The sequence below is a fragment of the Nitrosomonas sp. Is35 genome, assembly GCF_033063295.1.
Taxonomy (GTDB): Bacteria; Pseudomonadota; Gammaproteobacteria; order Burkholderiales; family Nitrosomonadaceae; genus Nitrosomonas.
The window spans coordinates 892,414-918,729 of record NZ_JAWJZH010000001.1; the positions used below are offsets into that span (position 1 = coordinate 892,414).

Here is a 26,316-nt window from a genome sequence, read left to right on the forward strand (position 1 = left end):
GCTGAATGAATCCTGAATACTCAAGATTCTCGTTGCCACGAGGAAGTCCGGAAAAACCACACCGCTTATTTTCTCAAGTTGAAGTACCCGCATCCGTAGAAATATCAGTTCTGATTGATAGAACTTCCTTCGAATAAACCGGGTACTGCCGATTTCTCCCGCCTACGGATATGGTTACACGAAAAATTAAATGAGCATCCAGGATCGAGATTATTTGCACCGGAAACGTGATAAAGAAAAAACACAGTCTACGGAACAAAAGACCGTGGCAAGACATTCTACGCAGTGGCCGTGGAAAACGGTGATCCGGGATATTTTTTGTTGGACTGTTCTGGCGCTGACCTTGCTCACTGTCTTTCAGTATTTTCAATCGTTCAATCAGCCTTATGCCCAACCCGCGAGCAATTCCCTGGTTACGATCACCGGACCAACCGGCTGTGGAGCATTGCCGCAACATGGAGCTGCTTATTTGATCGATCCATCGGTGATGAAACGCACTGATGTGCTGTATGCCGGACTGGAAATCCAAAATAACTACGATCATCCCATGGTGGCGGTATTATGGGATTCCGCAGGCGTTCAGCAGCAGCTCGCGCTATCGATCCATGCAGGCAATAGTCTTCAGCTTAGCGTGCCGGTTGGAAAATACGGGATGCAAGTTCTGGTCGGATCGGATTGGTGTAATTTGAAAAAAGGGTTTACCGACGGCGCTATCGTTTCCGTCGCTGGCGGAATCTCGATTGATGCCGGTTCCACGACATCGATGCAATTCAGCGGCTCCGGTCTGCGGCCAATTCAATTGGCGCTCGCTTATAGCCAATCGCAACCGGCCAGTGCACCAGAGGTTGAACAGTCCGCTGAGGTCATCGGTTCCGGAAAAATGGAGCTGAAACAGACACGGGATGGCCATTATTTCAGCCCGGGAACCGTCAACGGTGCTCCTGTGGTGTTTATGGTCGACACGGGCGCAACCGTCGTGTCGATTTCTGCCGGGATCGCGGCCCGGGCTGGCATCCGGGAATGCGCGCCGCGCCAGGTGCTAACCGCGAACGGTCAAGTCAAAGCATGTGTTGCAACAGTAGCGGAAGTCACATTCGGATCATTCCGGCTCACGCAAGTCGATGTGATGGTGATGCCCAATATGCCAGGAGATGCGTTGCTGGGGATGAATGTGCTGCGGAATTTCCGTATCGAGCAAGCCGGTAAAGTCATGCAGATTTCCACACCGTAGCGTATTTCTCAAAAAGTGCCTTAGCGGCATTACATCCCGCTGGATTACATAAGCCGTTGATTGGCTGCTATCCGAGACTTGCTGCGATACCGCAATGCAGCGCTAGGCTATGCCGTTTTTGTACAGTAAAATACGCTGCAACAGCGCTCCCGAGTCTGAATTTCAGAATTATCTGCTAAGCCGGATAACCGGTTGCAACCAACAGCGCAAGTGTTGTCAAAGTAACCATTACATTCCTATCGTAAAACCATGATTGAAATCATTGCTGCATTTGCCCGGTGGTCGCAACTGACCGCCAATTTGGTCCTATTTGGAAGCTGTGTTTTTCTCGCCATTATCTGGCAGCGTAAAGACATTCTTGAAACGCCCTGGATAACGCGGTTGGAGAAGATATTTCCATGGCTGGCGGGCGTGATCGTCGCCGGACTCATCGGTATTTTGGCGACCACCGCCAGCGATGCCACCGGCGATGTCGCCAATGCGTGGAATCCCGCTGTCTGGCTGGATATCGTGCAACAAACGCAAATCGGTCATATCTGGGCGGCGCGTGCGCTGCTGGCTATACTGTTATTGGGTGCGGTACTAAAAATTCATCCGGTTGACCGGGTGCGGGGGCACTATGCCGTGTGGGCGTTTCTGGCGGCGTTGCCAATCATTGCCGGTACTTTGATGAGCCATTCAAGCGCCGATGAAATGTCATTTACAGCCATCGCGCCGTATGCCATTCATATTTTGCTGGCGGGTATTTGGTTTGGCGCGTTACCGGCCTTTTTGCTGATTTTGTTGAATCTGCGCAAGGAAATGGGTTTTACCGCGATGCAAACGGCCGTTGGCTACCTGAAGAAATTCTCCGCGATCGCTTTACCCGTCATGCTTTTGCTGATGATTACCGGCGTGATCGTCACAGACCGGCTGGTGGATGAAAAATACTACGCCTTGGTCGCGAGCGCCTATGGCTGGCTGCTGAATTTCAAACTGACCATTCTGGCCATTATTCTGGTGATTGCCTACCAAGCGCGTAATCGCTGGTTGCCGTTGCTGGAACGGAGCGAAAACGAACACAACCGTGACAGCACCGCGCATTTGACGCAATGGGTGCGCATCGAATTCGTGTTGGCGCTGCTGCTGGTGCTGTTCGCTACCGTTTTGGCGAACACATTGCCAGCCAAGCATGCGATGGTCGAAAACTGGCCGTACCCATTCCGTTTTTCCATCAACGCGACCTGGGATGATCCTGATGTGCAGGAGAAAGTGTGGTCTGGCTTGGCGTTGTTTGGCATGGCGCTCGGTACAGTCTGGCTGGGTGCCAGATTGCATTGGAGCCGGGCGGTGAAGATTCTGGTGCCGGGCGTGCTGGGAGTCAGCTCGATGGCGCTGGCGCTGCCGCCGCTGGCTGTCGAAGCGTTTCCGGAAACGTATAAAAAACCGACGGTACCGATCGATGCGATTTCCATCGTCACCGGTTCGCATTTGTACGCCGAACATTGCGTGAGCTGTCATGGCCCGCAAGGCAAGGGCACCAAACCGGTCGCCGATCCCGATTTACGCGATCCCACCGACTTGCTGACTCAGCAACATACCGCGAAATACACCGTCGGCAACGTATTTCATCAGTTATCGCAGGGTATCCCGGGAACCGAAATGCCCGGATTCGCGGATAAATTATCCGAAGAAGACCGCTGGGATTTGATCAATTTTCTGCACGCCATGTCACGCGGTTTCGATGCCCGCTTGCTCGGCAGCATGATCGTTCCCGAAACCCCTTCGATCGCATCACCAGTGTTCAATTATTCCGCCAGCGATGGCTCCAGTGGCAATCTCAAGGATTTCCGTCTGCAGAAAAATGTGCTGATGGTGTTATTTGCCTGGCCACAAGCGAAAGAGCGCTTTTTCCAGCTGGCAGCATCGTATGACCGGATCCGCGATCTCAACACCGAAATATTGGCGGTGCCAATTCATCCGCTGACCGATGAACAATTGCAGCAGATCACCGAAATCGCGCCATTCCCGATCGTCACCGAGGGCTGGCAGGAAATCAAGGATGCCTACTGGTGGTACCGGCGTGTCCGGGTCGTGCCGGACTTGTCGGGCAAAGGCATGTTCCCGCAACACATGGAATTCGTCACCGATCGCTTCGGCTACCTGCGCGCGCGCTGGGTGGCACAGTTTGAAGGATTCGGCTGGCAAAATGTCGGCGCCTTGACGCTGCAATTGACACAACTCAACCAGGAGGGCGAAATCATGCCACCGCCCGGGGAGCATGCGCATTGACGATTACAAGGAGTCGATCATGAACGGATTGCTGCAAAATCACCAGAGTGCAACATGGCAGAGCCGGATCAAACGCTGGAGTGTTGCCATGGTTTGGCTGATCGCGCTGCCAACGGCGACTGCCGCCGATCCACCGAGCCATCCCCTGACGGCAATTGAAATTGCCGGTGTTTCGCTTGCCACGCTTGCGGAAAAGATTCCTGACATTTTACAAACGCAAGGTTATACCCAAATCAATTCTTCGCTGTATACCAAAAGCGAAGCCGCGTCGAACGGGCGTAGCATGGTTTACCGCGTCGAGATCGACGATACCGTAAGTGCGCGTGAATTGAGTTATTCGCGCAGCCTGACCGGCGGGCGCAACAAAAGCCCATCGTCGCGCGACGCCGCGATTCCCGATGGCGAAATCGCGATGGTGCGGCAACTGTACGACGCCGTGTGCAATGTCGGCGAAGACTTGCAAAGCGAACGCAAATGCGCACCGCCGCAACCCGCCATCATAATGATCAACAACGGCATGATGCTGACCATCGATGCGAATCATTCGGTACTGCTGAAAGCGTCGGATTCGAGCACGTCGGTGGTGGTTAGAGGAAGCAGGATAGAGTAGTAAATTCATCTGCCGCAAATCTTCATGTTCTAAACTTTCTGGTGTTACCCGCACATAAACAGGATAGGAAACTAGAAATTATCTTTCGATTGATCAATCTCTCTGATATCCAGTGGAATCACGGTCTTGAACAAGATAAATGAATCTTTTCTCGTACGGCGTACCTGCACGCGCAGATCGGATAATGCGCAAGGGTTAAGAAGCTTTCCTCTGGAATCCTTTCGTGATCAACCTGCATACGTGCTGCTGGGCGATCCGGGTGCAGGCAAGACAGCATCCTTCAAAAGGGAAGCGGAAGAATCCGGTGGCAAGTGTGTAAGCGCGCGAGACTTCGCCACTTTCGAGCCTGGAGTGGAATATCAAGGCAAAACCCTGTTCATTGATGGATTGGATGAGATGCGTGCTGGCGGCGGCGATTGCAGGACACCACTGGATGACATTCGTAAACATCTGAAGCGGCTTGGTTGCCCACGATTTCGCCTTTCATGCCGTGAAGCGGACTGGCTGGGCGCGAGTGATAGTGAAGACATGAAGCAAGTGTCACCGGATGGTGAAATCATCGCACTGCATCTCGATCCGCTGAGTGATAAAGATATCGCAGAAATTCTCCGGCATAAACTAACAACCTCCGATCCGGCTGAATTCATGCGCCAGGCGCGTGTGCACCGGCTGGATGAACTGCTCCGTAATCCACAGGTATTGAATTTGCTGGTTGAAGCAGTAGGCGGTGATGAATGGCCTCAAAGCCGTATGCAAGTTTATGAAATGGCTTGCAAAAATCTCATAAAAGAAAAAAATCACGGGCACCGTAAGGCAAAGCGGGAACAGACGTTTTCCGAAGATCTATTGTTGGATACTGTGGGTTATTTGTGTGCCATTCAGTTGTTGTCGGGGGTGGCTGGTTTCTCGCTCGATGAGGAACGGGTAGATGATCAACATCCTTGCTGGACAGAATTGATAACGTCTAGTTTTCCACTGCTTGTTGCACTGAAAACCAATTTGTTTCAGGGTGGCGGTGAAGAGTTGCGTATTCCAGTGCATCGAACCATCGCTGAATTTCTGGGCGCACGCTACCTCGCTTCACGTATCGAGAAAGATGGTCTACCGTTTGGCCGCGTGCTTACCTTGATAACAGGTGTTGATGGCGGCGTGGTTGCCGATTTGCGCGGGCTTGCCGCGTGGCTTTCGGTTCATTGTCTCAATCAATCGCGCCGCCAATTAGTCGAACGTGATCCATTGGGTATCATACTTTATGGGGATGTGCGTCACTTTTCGCTGAGAGATAAGCAAGCTGTTTTTATGGCTCTGAAAAATGAAGCACAGCGTAATCCTTGGTTACATTCTGAAGATTGGTCTTCCTCGTCTTTCGGTGTATTGGGTACGAAAGAGATGGAGCCGGTATTGCGTGAAATACTGATTTCATCTTCTCGCGATCGGGCGGATCAGGAGATAGTGAATTGTGCGCTGGAAGCAATCCGTTATGGCGAACCGCTATCAAATCTTAATGATTTATTGGAAGCTATTGCGCGCGATAGCAGCTACCATCGATCCGTAAGAACGAATGCGATAGAAGTATGGATTCGTAATGCTCCGGATGATTACGCAATGTTGCTGAAATTGGCGGAAGATATTCGTACCGGTATTGTCGAAGACAATGATGATGAGATACTCGGAATCGTTCTGAAAGAGTTTTATCCGCAGTTTATTCCGCCTGACAGAATATTTGATTACTTGCATGTTCCAAAAATCGAAAGTTTTATTGGTAGCTATCGTGTTTTCTGGATTCACTATCTTCCGGAAAGATCTTCCAAGGAAATTCTGTCGGCATTGCTGGATAGGTTTATACAAGTAAAACCGGATATCGATCATGTTCTCAAATTACACCATCAAAACCGTATGCCGGGAAATTTGCTGGTGCGAGGACTAAAAGAGTTCGGCAATACGATTACCAATGAACAACTTTATGAGTGGTTAGGCATTGGTCTTAACGAGCATGACGGCCCTAGGCTTGATCGAGAAAGCGCTGAATTTATTGCAGCATGGTTTGCTGATCGGCCTGAACGTTATAAAGCCATGATTGAACTGGGTGCTGCACGATGCATCACCCATGAGAATACTATAACTTGCATGTATCGCTGTGAAAATCGCCTGTACCGGTCACGGCCTCCAAGCGGAATCGAAACGTGGTATCTGGAGAAAGCGGCAATGGAACAGCATCACAAATTGGCGGAATTTTATTTTGATCAAGCCATTGGATTGCTGAAGCAACGTGAGGAGCAACAGGAATTGACTCTTCCGGTGCTGGAGTTTCTTGAGAAATGGATTGCGGCGCACCCCAATTTTCAAATCCAGTTTGAACAAGTGATATCTTGTCCCATCGGAAATTGGCAGCAGGAGCGCGCTCTTGAAGACCGTCAACGCAGAATCGAACAAGATGCGCAGAAGAAAGGCAGGATTAAATTTTTTCGTCAGCATATTGCAACAATTCGTGACGGCAGTGCGCATCCTCAAATATTGGATGATCTTGCCCTGGAATATAAAGATTCATCTTCTGAGGTTCACGGGATAACACCTCGTGAACGTCTTGTAAATTTTCTGGATGGTGACGAGGAGTTGATCGAAGCGGCGTATTCAGGTTTTCGCCATGCGCTTGATCGTCACGATTTACCGAGCGTGAGTGAAATCGTTGATTTGGAGGTTAAGTCAGGATGGAGTCATATTCGTTCGGTTTGTTTGGTTGGCATGGATGAGTTGTTTCAGAACGATCCAATCAGCGCGTTACGGCTTGAGGATGCTGTGTTGTCGCGTTTAATAGCGTTCCAGATCACTTATGGTAATTACAATGAATCCGAATGGTTTAAAGCACTTGTCCAGCAACGTCCTGCATTGGTGGCAGAAGTGCTGCTGGTTAACGCTCTGGCCATGTTGCGAGCGGGCAAAGAGCATGTTTCCGGGCTGCATTCCTTGGCACATGACGGTGCATATAGTGAAGTTGCACGCGTAGTGCTACCGAGACTGCTGGAAGAATTTCCATTACGTGCTCGCAAATTTCAGTTACCAAACATACTTGTTTCGCTGCTAAAAGGCGCACTGCATTCCCTTGACCGGGAAGTTTTTACGGTATTGATCGCTCGAAAACTTGAGCTGAAAAGTATGAATGCTGCGCAGCGAGTGTACTGGCTGAGTTGTGGTTTGCTGCTTGATCCGGATAGTTATGAGATTCGGTTGTTTCAGCATATTGGTAAGAATGCTGTTCGGAAGGGATATTTGGTGAATTTTTTATATCACGATCACTTTGAACGCAATTTGCCCGATTGGGTGCTTTTTTCCGAGACTACGCTTGGTGGTTTGATTGAATTACTAGCACCTGTTTGTTCTCCCGAGCGTGTAGTTGGAGTTTATAGGGCCAGCTTCTCCATGAACGCAGCCGAATTGGTGCGCTCTTTAATCAATAAACTAAGTAATTACCCTACGGAAGGAGCTGCCCGTGAACTTGAGCGCTTACAGAATCTACCCGAACTTAAATCTTGGCACGATCATTTGCGTCATGCATTGCATACACAACGTATCGTCCGGCGCAAGGCATCGTTCAAACGCTTAAGCACCAAGGAAATTGACCGCACGCTAGCCAATCTTCAACCTGCGCAAGCTGCCGATCTGGCTGCTTTGACTTTTGATCATTTGCGCGATATTGCACAAAAAATTCGTGATGGCAGTACCAACGATTATCGGCAATATTGGAGCTATGGTGCAGATAATAAAAAACTGGAAAAATCCAAACCAGAGAACGATTGCCGTGATGCCTTACTGTCCGATTTGCAAGAACGGTTCGGGAAACTCGGTATTAATGCCGAAAGGGAGGTTAGTTGCGCGGATGACAAGCGTGCTGACATCAGAGTTTCATTTGGCGGCACCAATGGATTTAACATTCCCATCGAGATCAAGAAAGATAACCATGGTGATCTTTGGCGTGCGATTCACGAGCAATTGATCGCTAAATATGTTCGCGATCCGGGTACGGATGGGTATGGCATTTATGTGGTTTTCTGGTTTGGTGGAAAGGGGATGGCATCTTCATCCGGTGGCCGCAGGAAACCTCGTAGTGCCCAAGAACTGGAAGATTGCTTGCGGCAAACGCTCTCACTGGAAGAAAAATATCGCATTCAGGTTTGCGTGATTGATTGTGCACTGCCGCAAAGATAAGCAGAATCAAACCTCGCTGCAATGAGTGTTTGTTCTGCTCCAATCAGTTTTTCAATAATAGAGCAAGTTCAAGATTTCCGCTGCTTTCAATCAGCTACAAAATTTACCGCAATCGCTTGAATAAACCCTTGTTCGTCAGGTATAGTTCGCACTTTGCTAAAACAATCCAAGCAGGAGAGTGCGCTATCTTTTTTAGCGCCGCCGAAGGCGTAACCCCCCCGGAATCGCTCAGGCAGGATCAAACCCCGGTTTGTTCCTCGAGAACCGCTTGCGACAGGCAATCTGGAGAGTGCCGGGAAATCTTTTCCGGCCACCGAAGGGGCACACGGATTCAATTCTGTCAATCTCTCAGGTAAAAAGGACAGAGGGGCACGAAGTCATTCACTTTGAATGGCTCTATATTTTTGGGAGAAAAAACCGTGCTGAAAATGACACCCCTGAATCAAACCCACCGCGATATGAACGCCAAAATGGTGGATTTTGGCGGCTGGGATATGCCGCTGCATTACGGCTCGCAATTGGATGAACACCATAAAGTGCGCCAGGATGCGGGCATGTTCGATGTTTCTCACATGCTGCCGGTCGATATCAAAGGCGATAATGTGCGCGGTTTTCTGCGCCAGCTGGTCGCGAATAACGTCGATAAATTGACTGTTCCAGGCAAAGCCCTGTATTCCTGTATGCTGACCCCGCAGGCCGGCATTATCGACGATCTAATCATTTACTTTTTGTCCGAAACCTGGTTCCGCATTGTGGTCAACGCGGGCACGGCCGATAAGGATGTGGCCTGGATGCTCAAACAACGCGACGCGCTGGCGCCTCATTTGGAAATTACTCCGCGGCGCGATATGGCTATGGTGGCGGTTCAAGGCCCCAATGCTCGTGCCAAAGTCTGGCAAGTGATCCCCGGTTCGCAAGCGGTGACGGAAGAATTAAAGCAGTTTCAATCCGCGGTCGTGGGACAATATTTCATTGCCCGTACCGGCTATACCGGTGAAGATGGCTTTGAAATTATCCTGCCCGCTGTCGACGCGCCGGTATTTTGGAAAGCGCTGCATGCCGCCGGTGTTGCTCCGGCCGGGTTGGGTGCGCGCGATACGTTGCGGCTTGAGGCCGGAATGAATTTATACGGTCAGGATATGGACGAAACCAAGCATCCGTTGGAATCCGGTCTGGCCTGGACGGTTGATCTGAAAAGCGAGCGCGATTTCATTGGCAAGCAGGTATTGCTGGATACTGCCGTGACGCACCAATTGGTTGGATTGGTATTGATCGATCGCGGTGTATTGCGTAGCCACCAAGAGGTTGTCGGTCAGAAAGACGGTGCCGAATACAAAGGTGAAATCACCAGCGGCGGTTTTTCCCCCACGATGAATCAATCGATTGCTTTGGCGCGCGTGCCGGTGCAAATAGCCGTCGGCGATGAGGTCGATGTGATCGTTCGGGATAAGAAGCTGCGTGCCAAGGTGGTAAAATACCCGTTCGTGCGTAACGGAAAAGTGCTGGTTTAATAAAAACTGTAACAAAAATATTACTTTTATCTGGAGTGAAAAAATGAGTATTCCAACCAATTTGAAATATAGTAAATCCCATGAGTGGGTGAGATCTGAGGCCGACGGCACGGTAACTGTTGGGATTACCCATCACGCGCAGGAATTGCTCGGCGATATGGTGTTTATCGAATTGCCGGATGTCGGACGCAAGCTCAAACAAAAAGAAGAATGTGCCGTGGCGGAATCCGTCAAAGCGGCTGCCGATGTGTATTCACCGATTTCCGGTGAAGTGACCGAGGTGAATGCTCCGCTGGTCGATGAGCCGGGAAAAATCAACGAAGATGCGTTTTCTGCCTGGCTGTTCAAAATGAAACCTAGTAATCCTGCCGAGATCGACGGATTGCTGGATGCAGCGGCTTACACCGAATTGGTGGAAAACGAAGATCACTAAGATTGGTTGCGTTTTTCGCTTTTTAATTTCTCATTACTTTAAGTTTTCAAGATAAATCATGCCGTTTATTCCACATACCGAAGAAGATATTGCCGAGATGCTTGCCAGCATAGGCGCGAAGTCAATTGAAGATCTGTTTGACGAGATTCCCGATGAACTCGTCAGCGGCGAGCTCACCGGTGTTCCATCCGGACTCAGCGAGCTGGAAATCACGCGTTTGATGATGGAACGCGCGAACCAGGATGGTTTCTACCAAAATTATATCGGCGCCGGTGCGTATGAGCATCACATTCCGGCTGCTGTATGGCAGATCACCACGCGCGGCGAATTTTATTCTTCGTATACGCCATATCAAGCGGAAGCCAGTCAGGGCACATTGCAACTGTTGTATGAATATCAGTCGATGATGGCCTCGCTGACCGGCATGGATGTCTCCAATGCCAGTATGTACGACGGCGCCACGGCGCTGGCGGAAGCGGCTTTGATGGCGGTGCGTTCGCATAAAACATCGCGCCGTATCCTGATTCCTAAAACCGTGCATCCGGTTTATCGCCAAGTGGTGCGCGCGATTGTCAGCAATCAGAAAATTGAAGTGGTCGAGCTACCGTTCGATACCAAAACCGGTCAAGTTGATCCGGCATCGCTGGCGAAAACGGATTTTGGCGACTTTGCCGCATTGGTGATTCCACAGCCGAATTTCTTCGGTGTGCTGGAACAAGTCGATGCGCTGACCGATTGGGCGCAGAGCAAAGGTGCACTTGCTATCGGCGTTGTCAATCCGACCGCACTGGCGCTATTGACGCCACCCGGCGAGTGGGGCAGCAAAGGTGCTGATATTGCCGTGGGCGAAGGCCAGCCGTTGGGCATTCCGCTCTCCAGCGGCGGCCCGTACTTTGGTTTTATGGCGTGTAAAAATGAACTGGTGCGCCAAATGCCGGGCCGTATCATCGGCCGCACTACCGATTTGGATGGTAAAGAAGGGTTTGTACTGACCTTGCAAGCACGCGAACAACATATCCGCCGCTCCAAAGCGACTTCCAATATTTGTACCAACCAAGGTTTGATGGTGACCGCTGCCACGATTTACATGTCGTTGACCGGCCCGGAAGGACTGCGCCGCATTGCTGCGCAATCGCACGCCAATACACTGAATCTGGTTGAACAATTGGAAAAAACCGTTGGCGTGAAAAGAACATTCAGCGGACCGACATTCCACGAAACCGTGCTGACTCTGCCAAAGCCGACCGCGGAGGTGTTAGCCAAGCTGAAACAGAAAGGTATCTTGGGCGGATTTGATCTGCATGCGCATTATCCTGAATTAGGTAACGCTTTGCTGGTTTGCGCGACTGAAACGAAAACGGCGGCCGACTTACAAAATTATGCCAGCGCATTGAAACAAGCGCTTGGTTAACATTATTTAAATTCATTTGAGAGGAAAAAACTATGGTTACTTTAAAAGGAAAGCCGATCAAACTTGAAGGCACTTTTCCCAAAGTTGGACAAAAAGCGCCTGCTTTTTCTTTAGTCAATCGCGATTTGCAAGATGTCACGCTGGCCAATTATGCCGGTAAAAAGAAAGTATTGAACATCGTGCCCAGTTTGGATACGCCGGTGTGTGCGATTTCCACGCGTAAATTCAATCAACAAGCGAGCAATATGGACAACACCGTAGTGTTGATCATTGCCGCTGATTTGCCTTTTGCGATGAGCCGTTTCTGCGATGCCGAAGGATTGGATAAGGTGATTACGTTGTCAACCATGCGCGGCGCGAATTTCATGAAAGATTATGGCGTTTTCATCGCTGACAGCGCGTTTGGCGGCATTACCGCGCGTGCAGTGATCGTGCTGGATGAATCGGATACCATTATTCACGCCGAGCTGGTTCCGGAAATTGCCGATGAACCCAACTACGATGCAGCTCTAGCTGCTTTGAAGAAATAAACTGAGATTGATCTTACATTATGTTGATATTTGAACACTCACGCAAAGGACGGCGCAATTATACGCAGTCACCGGCGACACCGGCTAGCAAATCCGCGATTCCGCAGAATTTGCTGCGTAAATCCAAAGTGCTTTTGCCGGAAGTTTCCGAAATGGATACGGTGCGTCATTACACCCGTCTATCACAAAAGAATTTCTCCATCGATACCGAGTTTTACCCGCTGGGTTCCTGCACGATGAAATACAATCCGCGTGCGTGTAACTCACTGGCGATGCTGCCGCAGTTCATATCCCGGCATCCGCTGGCGCCGGAAGACACCGGTCAGGGTTTTCTTGCATGTATGTACGAATTGCAGGAAATTCTGAAATCGGTCACCGGTATGGCGGGTGTCAGCTTGACTCCAATGGCCGGCGCGCAGGGTGAGTTGATCGGCGTGATGATGATCCGTGCGTATCACGAGGCTCGCGGCGATTTTGCTCGCACCGAGATTATTGTACCGGATGCGGCGCATGGTACGAACCCGGCGACTGCGGTGATGTGCGGCTTCAAAGTGGTGGAAATCGCTACCGACAAAGACGGTAACGTGGATCTGGACGCGCTGAAAGCAGCCGTTGGCCCGCAAACTGCGGGATTGATGCTGACCAATCCTTCCACGCTGGGTGTGTTCGAGAAGAATGTCGCCGAAATGAGCCGGGTGGTTCATGCCGCGGGCGGGTTGTTGTATTACGATGGCGCTAACTTGAATGCGGTACTGGGTAAAGTGAAACCGGGCGATATGGGTTTCGACGTGATTCACATTAATCTGCACAAAACTTTCTCAACTCCACATGGCGGCGGTGGACCGGGTTCTGCGCCGGTCGGCGTGGCTGAACGGCTGTTGCCTTTCATGCCGATCCCGATCGTAGCCAAGGAAGGCGATACTTATCGTTGGGTTACCGAAAAAGATAAACCGCAATCCATTGGCCGCTTATCGGCGCATATGGGGAATGCTGGTGTGTTACTACGGGCTTATATTTATGTTCGTTTGCTGGGCATGCAAGGTATGCATCGGATTTCCGAGTTTGCCACCCTAAACGCGAATTACTTGATGGCGGAATTACGCAAAGCGGGTTTTGAAATTGCTTATCCGAATCGCCGCGCCAGTCATGAATTTATCGTCACAATGAAAGATATCAAGGATAAAACCGGCGTGACGGCGATGAATCTGGCCAAGCGCTTGCTTGATAAGGGCTATCATGCGCCGACAACGTATTTCCCGCTGCTGGTGCCGGAATGTTTGCTGATCGAACCGGCCGAGACGGAATCCAAGGAAACGCTGGATGCTTTCGTTGTTTCGATGAAAGAAATCCTGAGCGAAATCGAGTCGCAGCCGGATATGGTCAAAGGTGCACCGCATACCATGACGGTGCGTAAGCTGGACGATGTCAAAGCCGCACGTGAGCTGGATTTGGCTTGGAAGCCCAGTGCTTGAGAGCATTAAAAGTTGTTTTTCATCATTAACATTGGTAGTTGAATTATGCGCACATTGATTTGTGGTTCTATCGCTTACGATAATATTATGGTCTTCCCGGATCATTTTAAGAATCACATCCTGCCGGAGAAAATTCACGTATTGAATGTTGCCTTTCTGGTTCCGGAAATGCGCCGTGAATTCGGCGGGTGCGCAGGTAATATCGCTTATAACCTCAAGATGCTGGATGGCGAACCGGTGATGATGGCCACTGTCGGCGATGACTATGCGCCATATGCGGAACGGTTTAAGCAATTGAATCTGACGCAAGAACATGTGCAGCATGTTGCCGATACCTTCACCGCGCAAGCGTTTATCACGACTGATCTGGCCGATAACCAGATCACGGCGTTTCATCCGGGCGCGATGAACTTTTCCCATCTCAATTCCGTGAAAGAGTCGCGCGATATCCGTCTGGGCATTATCGCTCCGGACGGACGCGACGGCATGCTGCAACACGCGCGCGAATTTCATGAAGCCGGTATTCCGTTTGTTTTTGATCCGGGGCAAGGGTTGCCGATGTATAACGGTGAAGAATTACTCGATTTCATCAACAAGGCGGATTACATCGCGGTCAATGATTATGAAGGTGAAATGTTGCAAGACCGCACCGGTCATCGCTTGGAATCATTGGCGAACAATGCCAAAGCATTGATTATTACTTTGGGAGCGCAAGGCTCCATTATCTATGCGGATGGCAAGAAATTTGAAATTCCCTGTGTCAAACCGAAACAAATTGTCGATCCGACCGGTTGCGGTGACGCGTATCGCGCCGGATTGTTGTACGGCATCGTGAATAATTTCGATTGGCAAACAACCGGTCAGCTCGGTTCATTGATGGGTTCCCTGAAAATTGCCCAGCGCGGCGGACAGAACCATCAATTTTCCCGCGATGAAATTGGCCAGTATTATTTCGAGAGTTTTGGCACACGCATTTTTTAAAGCAAGCATCTCAGTTTCTCATTTGAATTCAACCCATACCGGTTGATGATCCGAAGCTTCCGTCTCAGCATCAATGTCAATAGCGCTGAGACGGCTTACTAATCCGTCAGTAATAAAAACAAAATCAAAGCACTCCGGTTGATCGACGAAATCTACCGGACGAATCCCGACTGTTGGCGCATGCGGTGTGTTGGGGTGTATTACCGTCCAAGCATCGTGAAAGTTTTGTGTGCCGTCATTGTAGGGTGCGAGAATTTGCGCACGTTCGGGTGCTGTGGCAGGAAAATTGAAATCGCCGCACAATAATGCTTCCGCAGGTCTGGGAAAAACTTCAAATGTTCCTCCTCGTTCTTCATTCAAGAATTTCCGCTGCGACATGGCGCATGCTTCACGGTGCACATTCCGGATTGCGTCGATTTGAATTTTTCGCTGCCGTTGAGAATAGTATTCGAGGTGCGTATTCATAATACGTAACGGTCCAATATCCGCTATCACAACCGCTTCTACCAGTACTCGCTGCATGCTGGGCGCCGCCAATTCTGCTGACCATGGCAGTAAATGCCGCCACACTTGACCGACCGGTAAACGGGTGAAAATGGCATTGCCAAATTGACTGCGTCCGCTTTGGCTGTTTGGTACATCCGTAGCTATACCATAGATGGCAGAGTAACCCGGGAGAAGCGCGGATAGCTGGGCAATCTGGTCTTCACTGCGGCTACCCAGTAAGCCGGGAAAATTGATCGCGACTTCCTGTAAGCAAATGACATCAAAATCACCCAGCTGACTGATTGTGCGTAAGATGCGCACAAGATCGACACAGCCATCCAGTCCTCGGCCCCACTGAATATTCCAGCTTAACAGTTTCATATCGATTGAAGATTTTGTAATAGACGAACTTCAAAGTGTTCGTTGGTAAATAGTCGATCAGATATATTTTTGTGTGCGTTTTCCCACATTCGCGTTAAATGACTTTTGATAAGATCGTAACTATTTTTACAAATAAATTAAACAAAACAGCTGTATCAAGTATAGCAACCCGTGCTAGCTGGGTTGCTGAATTTGTCACTTAGCACTTGCAAAAAATACCACAAAGAAAGCGATGTCATAATTGATTAATATTTTGCGGTGATAGTTTTGACAGTATCGATGCTTCGCAAAATAACGCATCATAATTACTGCTTCATTTGTGAGATCTCCCTTTGTCTGAATTAAATCTTTTAAAGTTTTTCAAATTAAATCCGAAATAAAACTTGTTTGATATTTAGGCAATAAAGAAACCAAACTACCGGTAAATGTTAACCAAGTGGCAGATCGATTAAGAATGGTTTTTTAAGTGGGAATGTCTTTTAGTAACCCTTCTTCAGATACTCATATAGTGAATCAAAGAATGGCAAATTTGAGAATGAATTTAAAAGTAGTACTGTTTAAAGGTAACGATAAATGACCAACAAAACAGAGCACATACTCGCAAGAATCTCGCACAGAAGAATTGATGACACTAGAGTGCTGATTGTTGTAGATAAATATATCTCTGGCAAGACATTGAAAAATATACTGAATGATTGGGAATATAATATCATTGGTGTTTGCACTTCAAGTCAAGAAGCTTTGGTTAGAGTTAAAAAAGACAAACCTGACTTGATCTTAACCGACATGGAATTGAATGATTGTGATGGTATCTACTTGGCGCAGCAATTAAATTTACAAACTGATAGCACGAGTCTTTGTATTTATTTTACAGCTTATGCGAGTGACTTGATTGTGCAACGTACCATGACGATCGCTACTGCCATGGGTTGCGATATCAATAAAAACAGTACGAACAGGCATCATGCGGATTTTGAATCTTGTTTTTGTCAATACTATGGTATTGATAAATCGAATGATCATATCAAGCAGCTTTCGGTTCAGCCTATCCGGGTTTTATTAGTCGATGATCAACAAATTGTACTTTGGGGATTGGAAAAGCTGATTAATAGCGAAAAGCCCAGAATGGAAGTTGTAGGAACTGCAACGAATATTTCCGATGCTAAACGTCTTATCCTGGAGAAAAAACCGGATATAGTTATTCTAAACATTTATTTGGATGATATAGATTGCGTAAATTATATTCCTGATTTTGCAAGTGATGGAAATACGCGAGTGGTAATTTTTACTGAGTCACATGATAAAGAAATCATTGACAGAGCAGTACTCAGTGGTGCGCGGGGAGTAGTGCACAGAAAAGAATCGATGCAAACGGTGCTTCGAGCGATTGAGAAGATTTATGATGGTGAATTATGGCTTGATCGTATCACAACAGGCCGTATTCTTCTCCAAAATTCACGCGTACGTGGAAAAATCTCTGCTGCTGATGCAGATTCAGATAAGATAACAATGCTGACACGCAAGGAATGTATGATCCTTAAGGCATTCTCAGATGGAAGCGGTGGGGAACAGAATAAGCAAATAGCGGCAAAATTGTGCATGAGCGAGCACACTTTACGTAATCACCTGACTTCTATATTTAGTAAATTAGGTATTAAGAATCGATTTAGTTTGTTTGCATATGCTAAACAGCATTTCCAACAAGTAGGATCCTCTGTGAACGAGTCAGCTAGAGGTTATTAACACGAGAATGTATTTTCTCGTTTCATCAAACTGACAAAATGTATTAGCAAGTCCAGAACTTGAATTGACTGGGAAATTCACCATAGCAGCAGAGGTAGTCAGAGAATTTCTAAATTGTTTCAGACAGTTCTTTTATTTTCCTGGTTTATTCATTTTTCTTATGTAGTTCAGCGATTAAATCCTAGGGGGTGTAAATAATTTTGTGTAAATGGTCATATGGCAGGAAACTGCTTATATATATTTGGAGTAAAAATGACCACACCCAAACCCCTGCCGGCCGGCTTAATTGATAGCCTGCTGGCCGATTACAAAAAGCCAGAAGATTTAATCGGTGAGCATGGTCTTCTCAAGCAACTCACCAAAGCGTTGGTTGAACGTGCCTTGCAAGCAGAAATGGCCGATCATCTTGGTCACGATAAGCACGAAACGGTAGTCAATGCCACTGGCAATACCAGAAATGGTAAAAGCCGTAAGACCCTGAAAGGTGAATTCGGTGAGTTACCCATCGAGATCCCCCGTGACCGTGAGGGCAGCTTCGAGCCTCTGATCATTTCCAAGCATCAGACCCGCTGGGCGGGCTTTGATGACAAGATCCTCTCGCTGTATGCCCGTGGCATGACAGTGCGTGAAATCCAACAGCACCTCACTGAAATGTATGGCACAGAAGTATCGCCTACGCTCATTTCTACGGTCACTGATGGCGTAATGGATGAAGTGAAGCAGTGGCAATCCCGGCCTCTCGATGCGGTGTATCCTGTGATCTATCTCGATTGTATCCATGCCAAAGTTCGTGACGCTGGTAGCGTTCGTACCAAAGCGATTTACCTGGCGATCGGCATTAACATGGAGGGCCATAAAGAAATACTGGGCTTATGGATTGCTCAGACCGAGGGTGCCAAGTTCTGGCTCAGCGTTGTCACTGAACTCAAAAATCGTGGCGTGCAAGATATCTTTATCGCCTGTGTCGATGGCTTAAAGGGCTTTCCCGAAGCGATTGAAACCATCTATCCACATGCCATTGTACAACTCTGTATCGTGCACATGGTTCGTAATAGTCTCAACTACGTCGGCTGGAATAAACGCAAGGAAGTAGCTGCTGATTTACGTTTGGTCTACAGCGCCGCCACGATTGATGAGGCTGAACACGCGTTAGCCGACTTTGAAGATAAATGGAACTATGCTTATCCACCGATCGCCCGATCTTGGCGCAATAACTGGCAACGCATCATTCCATTCTTCGACTACCCGCCTGAGATACGGCGCATTATTTACACCACCAATGCGATTGAGTCAGTCAATATGAGCCTACGCAAAGTCAGCAAAAACCGTGGATCGTTTCCCAACGATGAAGCTGTGATCAAATTGTTCTATTTGGCTCTCAGCAATATCGCCAAAAAATGGTCTATGCCACTAAGAGATTGGAAACCGGCACTAAACAGGTTTACTATTCAATTTAACGAAAGAATGCCTCGGCATTATTAACCACCGTTTACACAAAATCTAGGACACTCCCAAATCCTAACGGTGTGCCCGGACTAATTAATTGCTTCCAAATAGCTTATAAGCGCAAGGTCTGAAGGCAGGCTTTATCCCTCACGAGCTACGCTTTGCCGCTCCAAATGTTCCTCTACATCTTTCTGGCTGAACCCAATCGCACTGGCAACGCGATCGGCATGACTGACTTTGGAGATGCCAGCGATCAGGCGGTGTGTCGGCCCTTGTGGCATGAATTCGACTTGCAGATACCGGCCGATACCGTCTTTTTGCAGCAGCTCACAGAGTTCGTGATTGTGCGTGACCAGCAAAGTACTCGCGCCGAGTTTATGGAATCCTTTCAAGATATATTCCGAAATCGTCATTTTTTCTTCAAACGTGGTGCCTTCGGATAATTCATCCAGCACTACCAGGCTGCGTGGCGTGGCATTGAAGAATATTTCCCGCGTACGCTGGAGTTCATGGCCGAAGCGTCCCATTGCGGCGCTGAGTTGACCCGGATCGGGCACTTGATAATAGAGATGCTCCGCCGGAACCAGTTGTCCTTGCGTGGCGGGAATATAGCAGCCGATTTGCCCGAGTAACTGGATTTGCACGATGGTTTTGCAATACGCTGTTTTGCCGCCGCTGTTCGGACCGGTGATGATCAATACCCGGCCTGCCAGATCGAGATGAACATCGTTCGGCACATAATCCGGTATTGCTTTGATCAGCAATGGATTCCTGGCCTGGCTGACGGTTAAACGGTGCTGTTTCTCATCGATAATTTCCGGTAAGATTTTGTCGCCGGTACATGATTGTCCATAACGGTAGAAAGACAGCAACTCATCGAGTAATCCCAATGCTTCGACCGCTTTAGCCAGATCCGGGCTTTCGCGGAATTGCTTGCGCAGCGGGTAAATGATCGAATCGCGATCGGAAACACCCATGGCCAGCAGGATAATCGGCAGTACCGGCGCGGTCAGCGCCAGAATGCCGTAACTGATATACGACGTGCCAAATTGCGGCATCAGGTTTTCAAAGAAGAATAAGATGCCATAACCGCCGATCAGGAAAGTCAGCATCGGTATAATTTTAAACAGCGAAGGCTGGAAGCGCGAATACAGATCAAAACCGGATTTCTCTTTTTTAGTTTTGAATTTTCCGCCCATCGAATAAACCGGGCCTTTCATCAGCGCGTAAGTTCTCGATTGGCCAAAATCATGAATGGCATCGAGCAGCGTGCGTAAATATGCCGACTGCGGGCGTGGTAGCGCAGCAGCTTTCTCAACCAGATCCACCGCAAATTGAGTACCATCCTGAAACTGCTGGTAGCCGTAGCCGCCGAACTCCAGCTTATCGCTGCGGCTGCTCGGCTCATCGGTTGCAAAACCGCCGGAAAATTCGCCGTACAGCAGATGCTTCAATGACCGTTCGCCGGAAACGACTTTCCCGGTGAATGTAGCCAAAGCGCTATAAAGCTCCGGGTTTGTCTCGATTTCACGCAGCGCGATCTGTTTTTGCTGTATGACCTGCGCATCCTGATCCGGACGGGCTAGCGACCGGTACAACGCCATGCGGCCGGTTTCGGTTTTTGTGTGGTCAATGGCATGAAACAGCGCTTCGGTTTCTATCGCCGCAAATGTTTTCGGATCAAGCGCTTCGTAATCCGCCTCAGCGGGGCGGATATCTTCCATGCTTCGGGGTTGATCGGAGTCGGATAAGATGAATTTTTTGCGCCAGATATCAATCATACGAAAATGTCTATACAAGGTTTTGGATGAATTGCCAGCCAACGGTTTTAAGCGTTGACGAACGTGTAAAATACGCATATTTGCAACGAAACACAACACACGATCACCGGATATCGCACCGACCCTATTCACTCAATCATGCCGCCGCTCAAGAAACCGTTCAAATTAATCAGCTTTGCCCTTATTGCTGGTGCAATCGCACTGGCCGGCTGGTATTACACCCGTCCCAAACCGCTGGAAGTGGAATGGGCCACGATTGCAACCGGTAGTGTCGAAGCCACTATCGTCAACACGCGCGCTGGCACGATCAAATCCTGCCAGCGTTCCGATCTGGCGCCGATTACCGGCGGGCAGATCGCCAAAATCTGGGTGAAGGAAGGCGAGCATGTGCAAAAGGGGCAGGTGTTGCTGGAACTCTGGAGTCAGGATTTGCAGGCGCAACGCGAACTGGCACAGCGGCAGCTAGCGATGGCGCAGGAACGCCGCCGCGAAACCTGCATCCTGGCGGAAAACGCCCGGCGCGAATCGATCCGCACGCAACAATTGGTTGAACAAGGTTTTGTCAGCTCACAACGTGCCGACGATGCCAACGCCAATGCGCGCTCGCGTCAGGCCAGTTGTGAAGCAACCATCGCCGACATCAAACGCGCCGAAGCGCAGATCCGCGTATCGCAAGCCGGAATTGATCGCACCGTGATCATCGCGCCTTTCTCCGGGGTGATTGGCAAAATTTCCGGTGAACTGGGCGAATTCACCACACCGTCGCCGCCCGGTATTCCCACCCCGCCAACGATCGATCTGATCGACGATAGCTGTCTGTATGTTACCGCGCCGATGGACGAAGTCGATGCGCCCAAAATCAAAATCGGCCAAGAAGCGCGCATTACGCTGGACGCGATGCCGGGAAAAATTTTCCCCGGAAAAATCCGGCGCATTGCGCCGTACGTGACTGAAATCGAGAAACAGGCGCGTACCGTCGATATCGAAGTGGATTTTCTGCAAGTTCCGGCGGATACCCTGCTGGTGGGTTACAGCGCCGATGTGGAAGTCGTGCTGGAACGCAGGGACGACGTACTGCGTATCCCGACGCAAGCGATCCGGCAAAATAATAAAGTCTGGGTAGTGGATGCCAAAGATCGTCTGGCGGAACAACCGCTGGAAACTGGCCTCAGCAACTGGAGCTTCACCGAAATCCGCGCCGGCCTGAAAGCGGGTGACCGCGTGCTGACCTCGTTTGATCAAGACAAGATCAAAGCCGGTGTTGCGGTGCAACCCAAAAATCCATGATCCGCCTGAGCGCGATTACACGCACATTCCACATGGGCGACCAGACGGTCTATGCATTGAATGGCATCAACCTGAACATCGCTTCAGGTGAATATGTGTCGATCATGGGACCTTCCGGTTCGGGAAAATCGACACTGCTGAATATCATCGGTTTGCTGGACCGGCCTGACAGCGGCCGCTATGAACTCGATGACCGGCTGATCACCGATTTGTCGGAAACGGAGCAAGCGCAAATCCGCCGGGAAAAAATCGGTTTCGTATTTCAGTCGTTCCACCTGATTCCGCGCTTGACGGCTGCGGAAAATATCGAATTGCCGCTCATCTTGGGCGGCATGCCGCAAGAGCAGCGGCAAATCCGCGTCAATGACGCGTTGCAGGCTTTTGAGCTGAAGCAGCGCGCCAGCCACCGTCCCGCCGAACTTTCCGGCGGGCAGCGCCAGCGTGTGGCGATTGCGCGCGCGACCATCATGCATCCCAGCGTTATTCTGGCGGACGAGCCTACCGGCAATCTGGATCATCAGATCGGCGCCGAAGTAATGGCGCTGCTGGAAAATCTGCATCACACAGGGACTACGCTGATTGTTGTGACGCACGATCGCGAACTAGGTGCGCGCGCGCATCGTCAGATCGGCATGCGCGATGGAAAAATATTAACAGACCAAGCCGATGACGCTGGCTGATACCCTGCAAACGTCGTTTAAAACGGTTGTGAGCTACCGCGTCCGTTCGCTGTTGATCGTTCTGGCGATGGCGTTGGGTGTGGCTGCGGTCGTGGTGTTGACGGCGCTAGGCGACGGTGCGCGGCAATATGTCGTCAACCAGTTTTCTTCCATCGGCACCAATTTACTAGTCGTGCTACCGGGCCGTGCGGAAACGTCAGGTTCGTTTCTCGGCGCCGTGCTCGGCCAAACACCGCGCGATCTGACGTTGAAAGACGCGCAACTGCTGGGCCGGTTGCCGCAAGTGCGGCGCTATGCGCCGCTCAATGTTGGTGCTGCGGAATTATCCGCCGCCAATCGCCTGCGTGAAGTCACGGTGCTGGGCAGCAATGCCGACTTGATACCGATCCGGCACATGAAACTGGCGCAGGGAGGATTTCTGGCGCATGGCACCGAACGCAACGCACAAATCGTGCTGGGCGCAAAAATCGCCAATGAATTCTTTCCCCGCAGCCAGGCCATCGGTCAACGCGTGCGCTTGGGCGATAGCCGGTTCATGGTGTCCGGTGTGCTGGCGGCGCAAGGTGAATCGATGGGGTTTAATACCGATGAAATCGTCATCATTCCGATTGATTATGCGCAAGCCATGTTCAATACCACATCGCTATTTCGTATCCTGATCGAGGCCAAAAACCACAGCGACATTGAGCCGGCCAAGCAGGCCATTTTGGCAACCTTGAAGCAAAGTCACGACGGCGAAGAAGATATTACCGTCATTACGCAGGATGCTATCCTCGCGACCTTTGACCGCATTCTTCATACCATGACGCTGGCAGTTGCCGGAATTGCCGCGATCAGTTTGATTGTTGCCGGTATCCTGGTCATGAACGTGATGCTGGTGGCGGTCAATCAGCGTACGGCGGAGATCGGCTTGCTGAAAGCCATCGGCGCAACATCCCGCGATATCCGCCGGTTATTTTTCGCCGAAGCGGTGTGGTTGTCGTTTGCCGGTGCCATTTTCGGATTTCTGCTGGGGCAATTCGGCAGCTTGATGTTACGCCTGGCTTATCCGCAGCTTCCTGCCTGGGCGCCAGCCTGGGCTTCGATAGCCGGAATCCTGGTGGCGCTGATTACCGGTATCGTGGCCTGTCTTTGGCCCGCTAGCCAAGCGGCCCGGCTCGACGCCGTGAAGGCTTTGAGTAAACGCTAAACAAGCGATGAATATTGTCGACACCTTCCAATTTGCTTTCCGGTCGTTAACGGCGCATCGGCTGCGCACTATTTTGTCGGCATCCGGAATTGCCATCGGTATTGCCGCTGTGGTTTTGCTGACTGCGATCGGTGATGGCGTGCAGCGTTTTGTGCTGGCGGAATTCACGCAGTTCGGCACCAATATCGTCACGATTACGCCGGGAAAAATCAACACGCACGGCGGTTCGCTCGGCGCGATCGGCAGCGCGCGGCTGCTGACCATTGACGATGCCATTGCATTGAGGCAAAGCCGCTACGCGCAATACACCAATGCCAGCGTGACCGGTAACGCGGAAATCCGCGCGCAAGGCCGCAGCCGCCGCGTAACAGCGTACGGCCAGGGACCTGATTTTGCGCGGGCGTTCAACATGCAAGTCGCTATCGGGCAATTTCTGCCCGATGACGATCCGCGCAATCCGCGCGCGTACGCCGTGCTCGGCGCTAAAGTGCGCAACGAATTGTTTGGCGATGCCAATCCGCTGGGTGCATTGCTGCAAGTCGGCGGGACGCGCTTTCGGGTCATCGGTGTGATGGCGTCGAAAGGCAATGTGCTCGGTTTTGATTTTGACGATACGGTTTTTGTGCCTACGGCCCGGGCTTTGGAAGTATTCAACCGGCAAGGCGTGATGGAAATCAATTTTTCCTATCACCCGGATGCGCCGGTGCAAGCCGTGGTCGAGGACATTAACCGCATTCTGGTTGCACGGCACGGGCGCGAGGATTTCACCGTCAAGCCGCAACAGCAGATGCTCAGCACGTTATCCACCGTGCTCAGTGTGTTGAAGTTTGCGGTCGCCGCGCTGGGCGGCATTTCGCTGATTGTCGGCGCGGTCGGCATGATCACGCTGATGCATATCGCCGTTTCCGAGCGGGTATCGGAAATCGGTTTGCTCACCGCATTAGGCGCTACGCGCGGGCGCATCCGTCTGTTGTTTTTGCTGGAATCGACCGCGTTGTCCACCATCGGTGGCTTGGCGGGGCTGCTCATCGGATCGGGTATCGCCGGGTTGCTCAAACTGCTGATCAGCGGATTGCCGGTGAATATTCCGTGGAATTTTGTATTCGCTGCGCTTGGTTTGTCGCTGGTGATCGGTCTTGCCGCGGGCGTGGTACCGGCGATGCGCGCGGCAAAATTGAATCCGGTGGATGCCTTGCGCACCGATTAGGCATCGATTTGTCTGGTTGCAGCGCCGGGCTAAATGGCAATAGACAATGTCATGCGCTCGTTTTGGGTTGATATATAATCGAGCGGACTTCGTTCATACAAGGGTGGGTGCGGTGTGTTGGCACGTAAACAACGCCTGAAAAGCGCGATCAAACTCTGTAATCTCGTAGTACTGACCCATTTAGGCATTGCCTCTTGCCATGCGGTTAACTTCATCTACAAGGGCGGTCCCAGGATCAAGAGCGATAACGGCAATTTCGAAATTGGACTGAACGGCCGCGGGCACTTCGATGTGCACTCGCTCTATCCGGACCAGGCAAACCCGGATTATCCCGCCTTTGGCAGCCAGCTATTGAGCGGCAATGACCGCGACGGGTTCAACTGGCGCAGAACCTACGCCACCATCACGGGCAAAATTTACGGTGTTAGTTTTAAATTCGAGAATGATTTCGCAGTCAATGCCACCACGGCTTTTCCGCATAGCCTGCGTGAAGCTTGGGTAGCCGCCAAACTCGGTCCCGGGCAGCTGACTGTCGGGCAATTCAAGCCATACCGTGGATTGGAGGAGATCACCAGCTCCAACGAAATCACTCTCATGGAACGCCCGTCCACGTCATCCACAGGCATCTACAGCGGGCGGCAGTTTTTAAGCGGTATCGGTTATCGCGGGATGGTCAAGGATAATCTGGGTTTCGGTATGTATGTCATGAGCCTGTCGCATTTCGGTTTGCCGCTGGAAGGCATTAGCTATGGCGGGCGGGCGGTGTGGCTGCCGGTCGATAAGGAAGGTCATATTGTGCATCTCGGGCTTTCCGCCAGCCGGGACACTGCCAATAAAGACTCGCTGCAAGCTCGTGCTGTCGATATTTATGGCGGACGCCAGGGCATCAGTCAATCGCTGGGCATTGCCGGAGCCAGCCCGGGTGCGCCGAGTCACAACAGTCAATCGACTTTTGCTGCGGAGGCGGCGTATTCCGCCGGGCCGTTTACGCTGCAAAGCGAATATGCCATTACACGGCTCGATAATACGCATCAGGTAAACAGCAGCACTAAGGATTCCACTGTCCAAGCGTTCTACGTGCAGGCAAGCTGGTTTGTCACCGGGGAACATGCCGTGTATCGAAAAGACCGTGGCGCTTTCGGTAAACCCCAACCGGGCGGCAAATGGGGGGCGCTGGAATTGGCCGGGCGTTACGATCTGGCGGAAAATTTCAGTCAAAGTCTCAGCGCCAATCCGTGCCGCAGCGGCACGTCAAAATGCCAGGTTGAAGTCATTACACTGGGTTTGAATTGGTATCCCTATCCGAATACCCGCTTCATGTTCAATTACTATCTGACCGAAGCCATGCGTGGTAATGCTGGCATAGGCACCGCGGCGCGTACCGATCATCTATCGGTTTTTTCTTTCCGCACCCAAATCAGTTTCTAATGCGCGAAGTAAGATAGAATAAACTTTGCTATCCG

Annotated in this window: 19 protein-coding genes and 1 riboswitch; of the genes, 17 read left to right on the forward strand and 2 right to left on the reverse strand. The window is 50.4% G+C overall.

Annotated features, from left to right (window positions below; genetic code table 11):
• Positions 1-190 precede the first annotated feature (190 nt).
• The 10 genes from R2083_RS03980 (at position 191) to R2083_RS04025 (ending at position 14,653) form a co-directional block, all read left to right on the forward strand.
• Positions 191-1,231 (forward strand): retropepsin-like aspartic protease, encoded by a 1,041-nt coding sequence (locus R2083_RS03980; RefSeq protein WP_317537602.1) that lies wholly within the window; start codon positions 191-193, stop codon positions 1,229-1,231.
• A 249-nt stretch (positions 1,232-1,480) separates the two neighbouring features.
• Positions 1,481-3,502, forward strand: a complete 2,022-nt coding sequence (locus R2083_RS03985; protein WP_317537603.1) for a CopD family protein — start codon at positions 1,481-1,483, stop codon at positions 3,500-3,502.
• Positions 3,503-3,521: 19 nt separating this feature from the next.
• On the forward strand, positions 3,522-4,112 hold the full coding sequence (locus R2083_RS03990) for a hypothetical protein (RefSeq protein ID WP_317537604.1): 591 nt from the start codon (positions 3,522-3,524) through the stop codon (positions 4,110-4,112).
• A 126-nt stretch (positions 4,113-4,238) separates the two neighbouring features.
• Positions 4,239-8,315, forward strand: a complete 4,077-nt coding sequence (locus R2083_RS03995; protein ID WP_317537605.1) for a hypothetical protein — start codon at positions 4,239-4,241, stop codon at positions 8,313-8,315.
• Between the two features lie 272 nt (positions 8,316-8,587).
• Positions 8,588-8,690: riboswitch (glycine riboswitch) on the forward strand.
• 44 nt (positions 8,691-8,734) lie between these two features.
• Complete coding sequence (gcvT, locus tag R2083_RS04000) at positions 8,735-9,826, forward strand: glycine cleavage system aminomethyltransferase GcvT (protein ID WP_317537606.1); 1,092 nt, start codon at positions 8,735-8,737, stop codon at positions 9,824-9,826.
• A gap of 43 nt (positions 9,827-9,869) precedes the next feature.
• Positions 9,870-10,259, forward strand: coding sequence for a glycine cleavage system protein GcvH (gene gcvH, locus R2083_RS04005; RefSeq protein WP_108699098.1), 390 nt, complete (start codon positions 9,870-9,872; stop codon positions 10,257-10,259).
• Positions 10,260-10,317: 58 nt separating this feature from the next.
• Positions 10,318-11,670: an aminomethyl-transferring glycine dehydrogenase subunit GcvPA gene (gene gcvPA, locus R2083_RS04010; RefSeq protein ID WP_317530181.1), complete on the forward strand. Its 1,353-nt coding sequence runs from the start codon at positions 10,318-10,320 to the stop codon at positions 11,668-11,670.
• A gap of 32 nt (positions 11,671-11,702) precedes the next feature.
• On the forward strand, positions 11,703-12,200 hold the full coding sequence (gene tpx / locus R2083_RS04015; RefSeq protein ID WP_317537607.1) for a thiol peroxidase: 498 nt from the start codon (positions 11,703-11,705) through the stop codon (positions 12,198-12,200).
• Positions 12,201-12,220: 20 nt separating this feature from the next.
• A complete protein-coding gene (gcvPB, locus tag R2083_RS04020) occupies positions 12,221-13,672 on the forward strand; it encodes an aminomethyl-transferring glycine dehydrogenase subunit GcvPB (protein WP_317530183.1) in 1,452 nt (483 codons plus the stop codon).
• Between the two features lie 45 nt (positions 13,673-13,717).
• Complete coding sequence (locus R2083_RS04025) at positions 13,718-14,653, forward strand: carbohydrate kinase family protein (RefSeq protein WP_317537608.1); 936 nt, start codon at positions 13,718-13,720, stop codon at positions 14,651-14,653.
• Positions 14,654-14,671: 18 nt separating this feature from the next.
• On the opposite strand, the gene R2083_RS04030 is transcribed toward R2083_RS04025, so the two are convergent.
• Positions 14,672-15,520, reverse strand: coding sequence for an endonuclease/exonuclease/phosphatase family protein (locus R2083_RS04030; protein ID WP_317537609.1), 849 nt, complete (start codon positions 15,518-15,520; stop codon positions 14,672-14,674).
• Positions 15,521-16,093: 573 nt separating this feature from the next.
• On the opposite strand from R2083_RS04030, the gene R2083_RS04035 reads away from it, so the two are divergent.
• The gene (locus tag R2083_RS04035; protein WP_317530186.1) at positions 16,094-17,263 is read left to right on the forward strand and encodes a DNA-binding response regulator; all 1,170 of its coding nucleotides are present in this window, start codon (positions 16,094-16,096) and stop codon (positions 17,261-17,263) included.
• A gap of 252 nt (positions 17,264-17,515) precedes the next feature.
• Positions 17,516-18,745, forward strand: coding sequence for an IS256 family transposase (locus tag R2083_RS04040; RefSeq protein WP_317537414.1), 1,230 nt, complete (start codon positions 17,516-17,518; stop codon positions 18,743-18,745).
• A 104-nt stretch (positions 18,746-18,849) separates the two neighbouring features.
• On the opposite strand, the gene R2083_RS04045 is transcribed toward R2083_RS04040, so the two are convergent.
• The gene (locus tag R2083_RS04045; RefSeq protein WP_317537610.1) at positions 18,850-20,490 is read right to left on the reverse strand and encodes a MutS-related protein; all 1,641 of its coding nucleotides are present in this window, start codon (positions 20,488-20,490) and stop codon (positions 18,850-18,852) included.
• A 138-nt stretch (positions 20,491-20,628) separates the two neighbouring features.
• Between R2083_RS04045 and R2083_RS04050 the strand changes: the two genes are divergently transcribed.
• From R2083_RS04050 to R2083_RS04070, 5 genes are all read left to right on the forward strand, one after another.
• Positions 20,629-21,777 carry an efflux RND transporter periplasmic adaptor subunit gene (locus R2083_RS04050; RefSeq protein ID WP_317530189.1) on the forward strand — a complete coding sequence of 383 codons (1,149 nt, stop codon included), beginning with the start codon at positions 20,629-20,631 and terminating at the stop codon, positions 21,775-21,777.
• The gene (locus R2083_RS04055) at positions 21,774-22,457 is read left to right on the forward strand and encodes an ABC transporter ATP-binding protein (RefSeq protein WP_317530190.1); all 684 of its coding nucleotides are present in this window, start codon (positions 21,774-21,776) and stop codon (positions 22,455-22,457) included. The genes R2083_RS04050 and R2083_RS04055 overlap by 4 nt, the downstream gene beginning before the upstream one ends.
• Entirely contained in the window at positions 22,444-23,646 is a 1,203-nt protein-coding gene (locus R2083_RS04060; protein ID WP_317530191.1) for an ABC transporter permease, read from the forward strand. The genes R2083_RS04055 and R2083_RS04060 overlap by 14 nt, the downstream gene beginning before the upstream one ends.
• 7 nt (positions 23,647-23,653) lie before the next feature.
• Positions 23,654-24,853, forward strand: a complete 1,200-nt coding sequence (locus tag R2083_RS04065) for an ABC transporter permease (RefSeq protein ID WP_317530192.1) — start codon at positions 23,654-23,656, stop codon at positions 24,851-24,853.
• A gap of 117 nt (positions 24,854-24,970) precedes the next feature.
• Entirely contained in the window at positions 24,971-26,281 is a 1,311-nt protein-coding gene (locus R2083_RS04070; protein ID WP_317537611.1) for an OprO/OprP family phosphate-selective porin, read from the forward strand.
• The last annotated feature ends 35 nt before the right edge of the window (positions 26,282-26,316 follow it).

Coding starts and splice junctions, on each gene's coding strand:
- R2083_RS03980 (WP_317537602.1), top strand. CDS start 191: ATGAGCATCCAGGATCGAGATTATTTGCACCGGAAACGTGATAAAGAA.
- R2083_RS03985 (WP_317537603.1), top strand. CDS start 1,481: ATGATTGAAATCATTGCTGCATTTGCCCGGTGGTCGCAACTGACCGCC.
- R2083_RS03990 (WP_317537604.1), top strand. CDS start 3,522: ATGAACGGATTGCTGCAAAATCACCAGAGTGCAACATGGCAGAGCCGG.
- gcvH (WP_108699098.1), top strand. CDS start 9,870: ATGAGTATTCCAACCAATTTGAAATATAGTAAATCCCATGAGTGGGTG.
- gcvPA (WP_317530181.1), top strand. CDS start 10,318: ATGCCGTTTATTCCACATACCGAAGAAGATATTGCCGAGATGCTTGCC.
- tpx (WP_317537607.1), top strand. CDS start 11,703: ATGGTTACTTTAAAAGGAAAGCCGATCAAACTTGAAGGCACTTTTCCC.
- gcvPB (WP_317530183.1), top strand. CDS start 12,221: ATGTTGATATTTGAACACTCACGCAAAGGACGGCGCAATTATACGCAG.
- R2083_RS04025 (WP_317537608.1), top strand. CDS start 13,718: ATGCGCACATTGATTTGTGGTTCTATCGCTTACGATAATATTATGGTC.
- R2083_RS04030 (WP_317537609.1), bottom strand. CDS start 15,520: ATGAAACTGTTAAGCTGGAATATTCAGTGGGGCCGAGGACTGGATGGC.
- R2083_RS04035 (WP_317530186.1), top strand. CDS start 16,094: ATGACCAACAAAACAGAGCACATACTCGCAAGAATCTCGCACAGAAGA.
- R2083_RS04040 (WP_317537414.1), top strand. CDS start 17,516: ATGACCACACCCAAACCCCTGCCGGCCGGCTTAATTGATAGCCTGCTG.
- R2083_RS04045 (WP_317537610.1), bottom strand. CDS start 20,490: ATGATTGATATCTGGCGCAAAAAATTCATCTTATCCGACTCCGATCAA.
- R2083_RS04050 (WP_317530189.1), top strand. CDS start 20,629: ATGCCGCCGCTCAAGAAACCGTTCAAATTAATCAGCTTTGCCCTTATT.
- R2083_RS04055 (WP_317530190.1), top strand. CDS start 21,774: ATGATCCGCCTGAGCGCGATTACACGCACATTCCACATGGGCGACCAG.
- R2083_RS04060 (WP_317530191.1), top strand. CDS start 22,444: ATGACGCTGGCTGATACCCTGCAAACGTCGTTTAAAACGGTTGTGAGC.
- R2083_RS04065 (WP_317530192.1), top strand. CDS start 23,654: ATGAATATTGTCGACACCTTCCAATTTGCTTTCCGGTCGTTAACGGCG.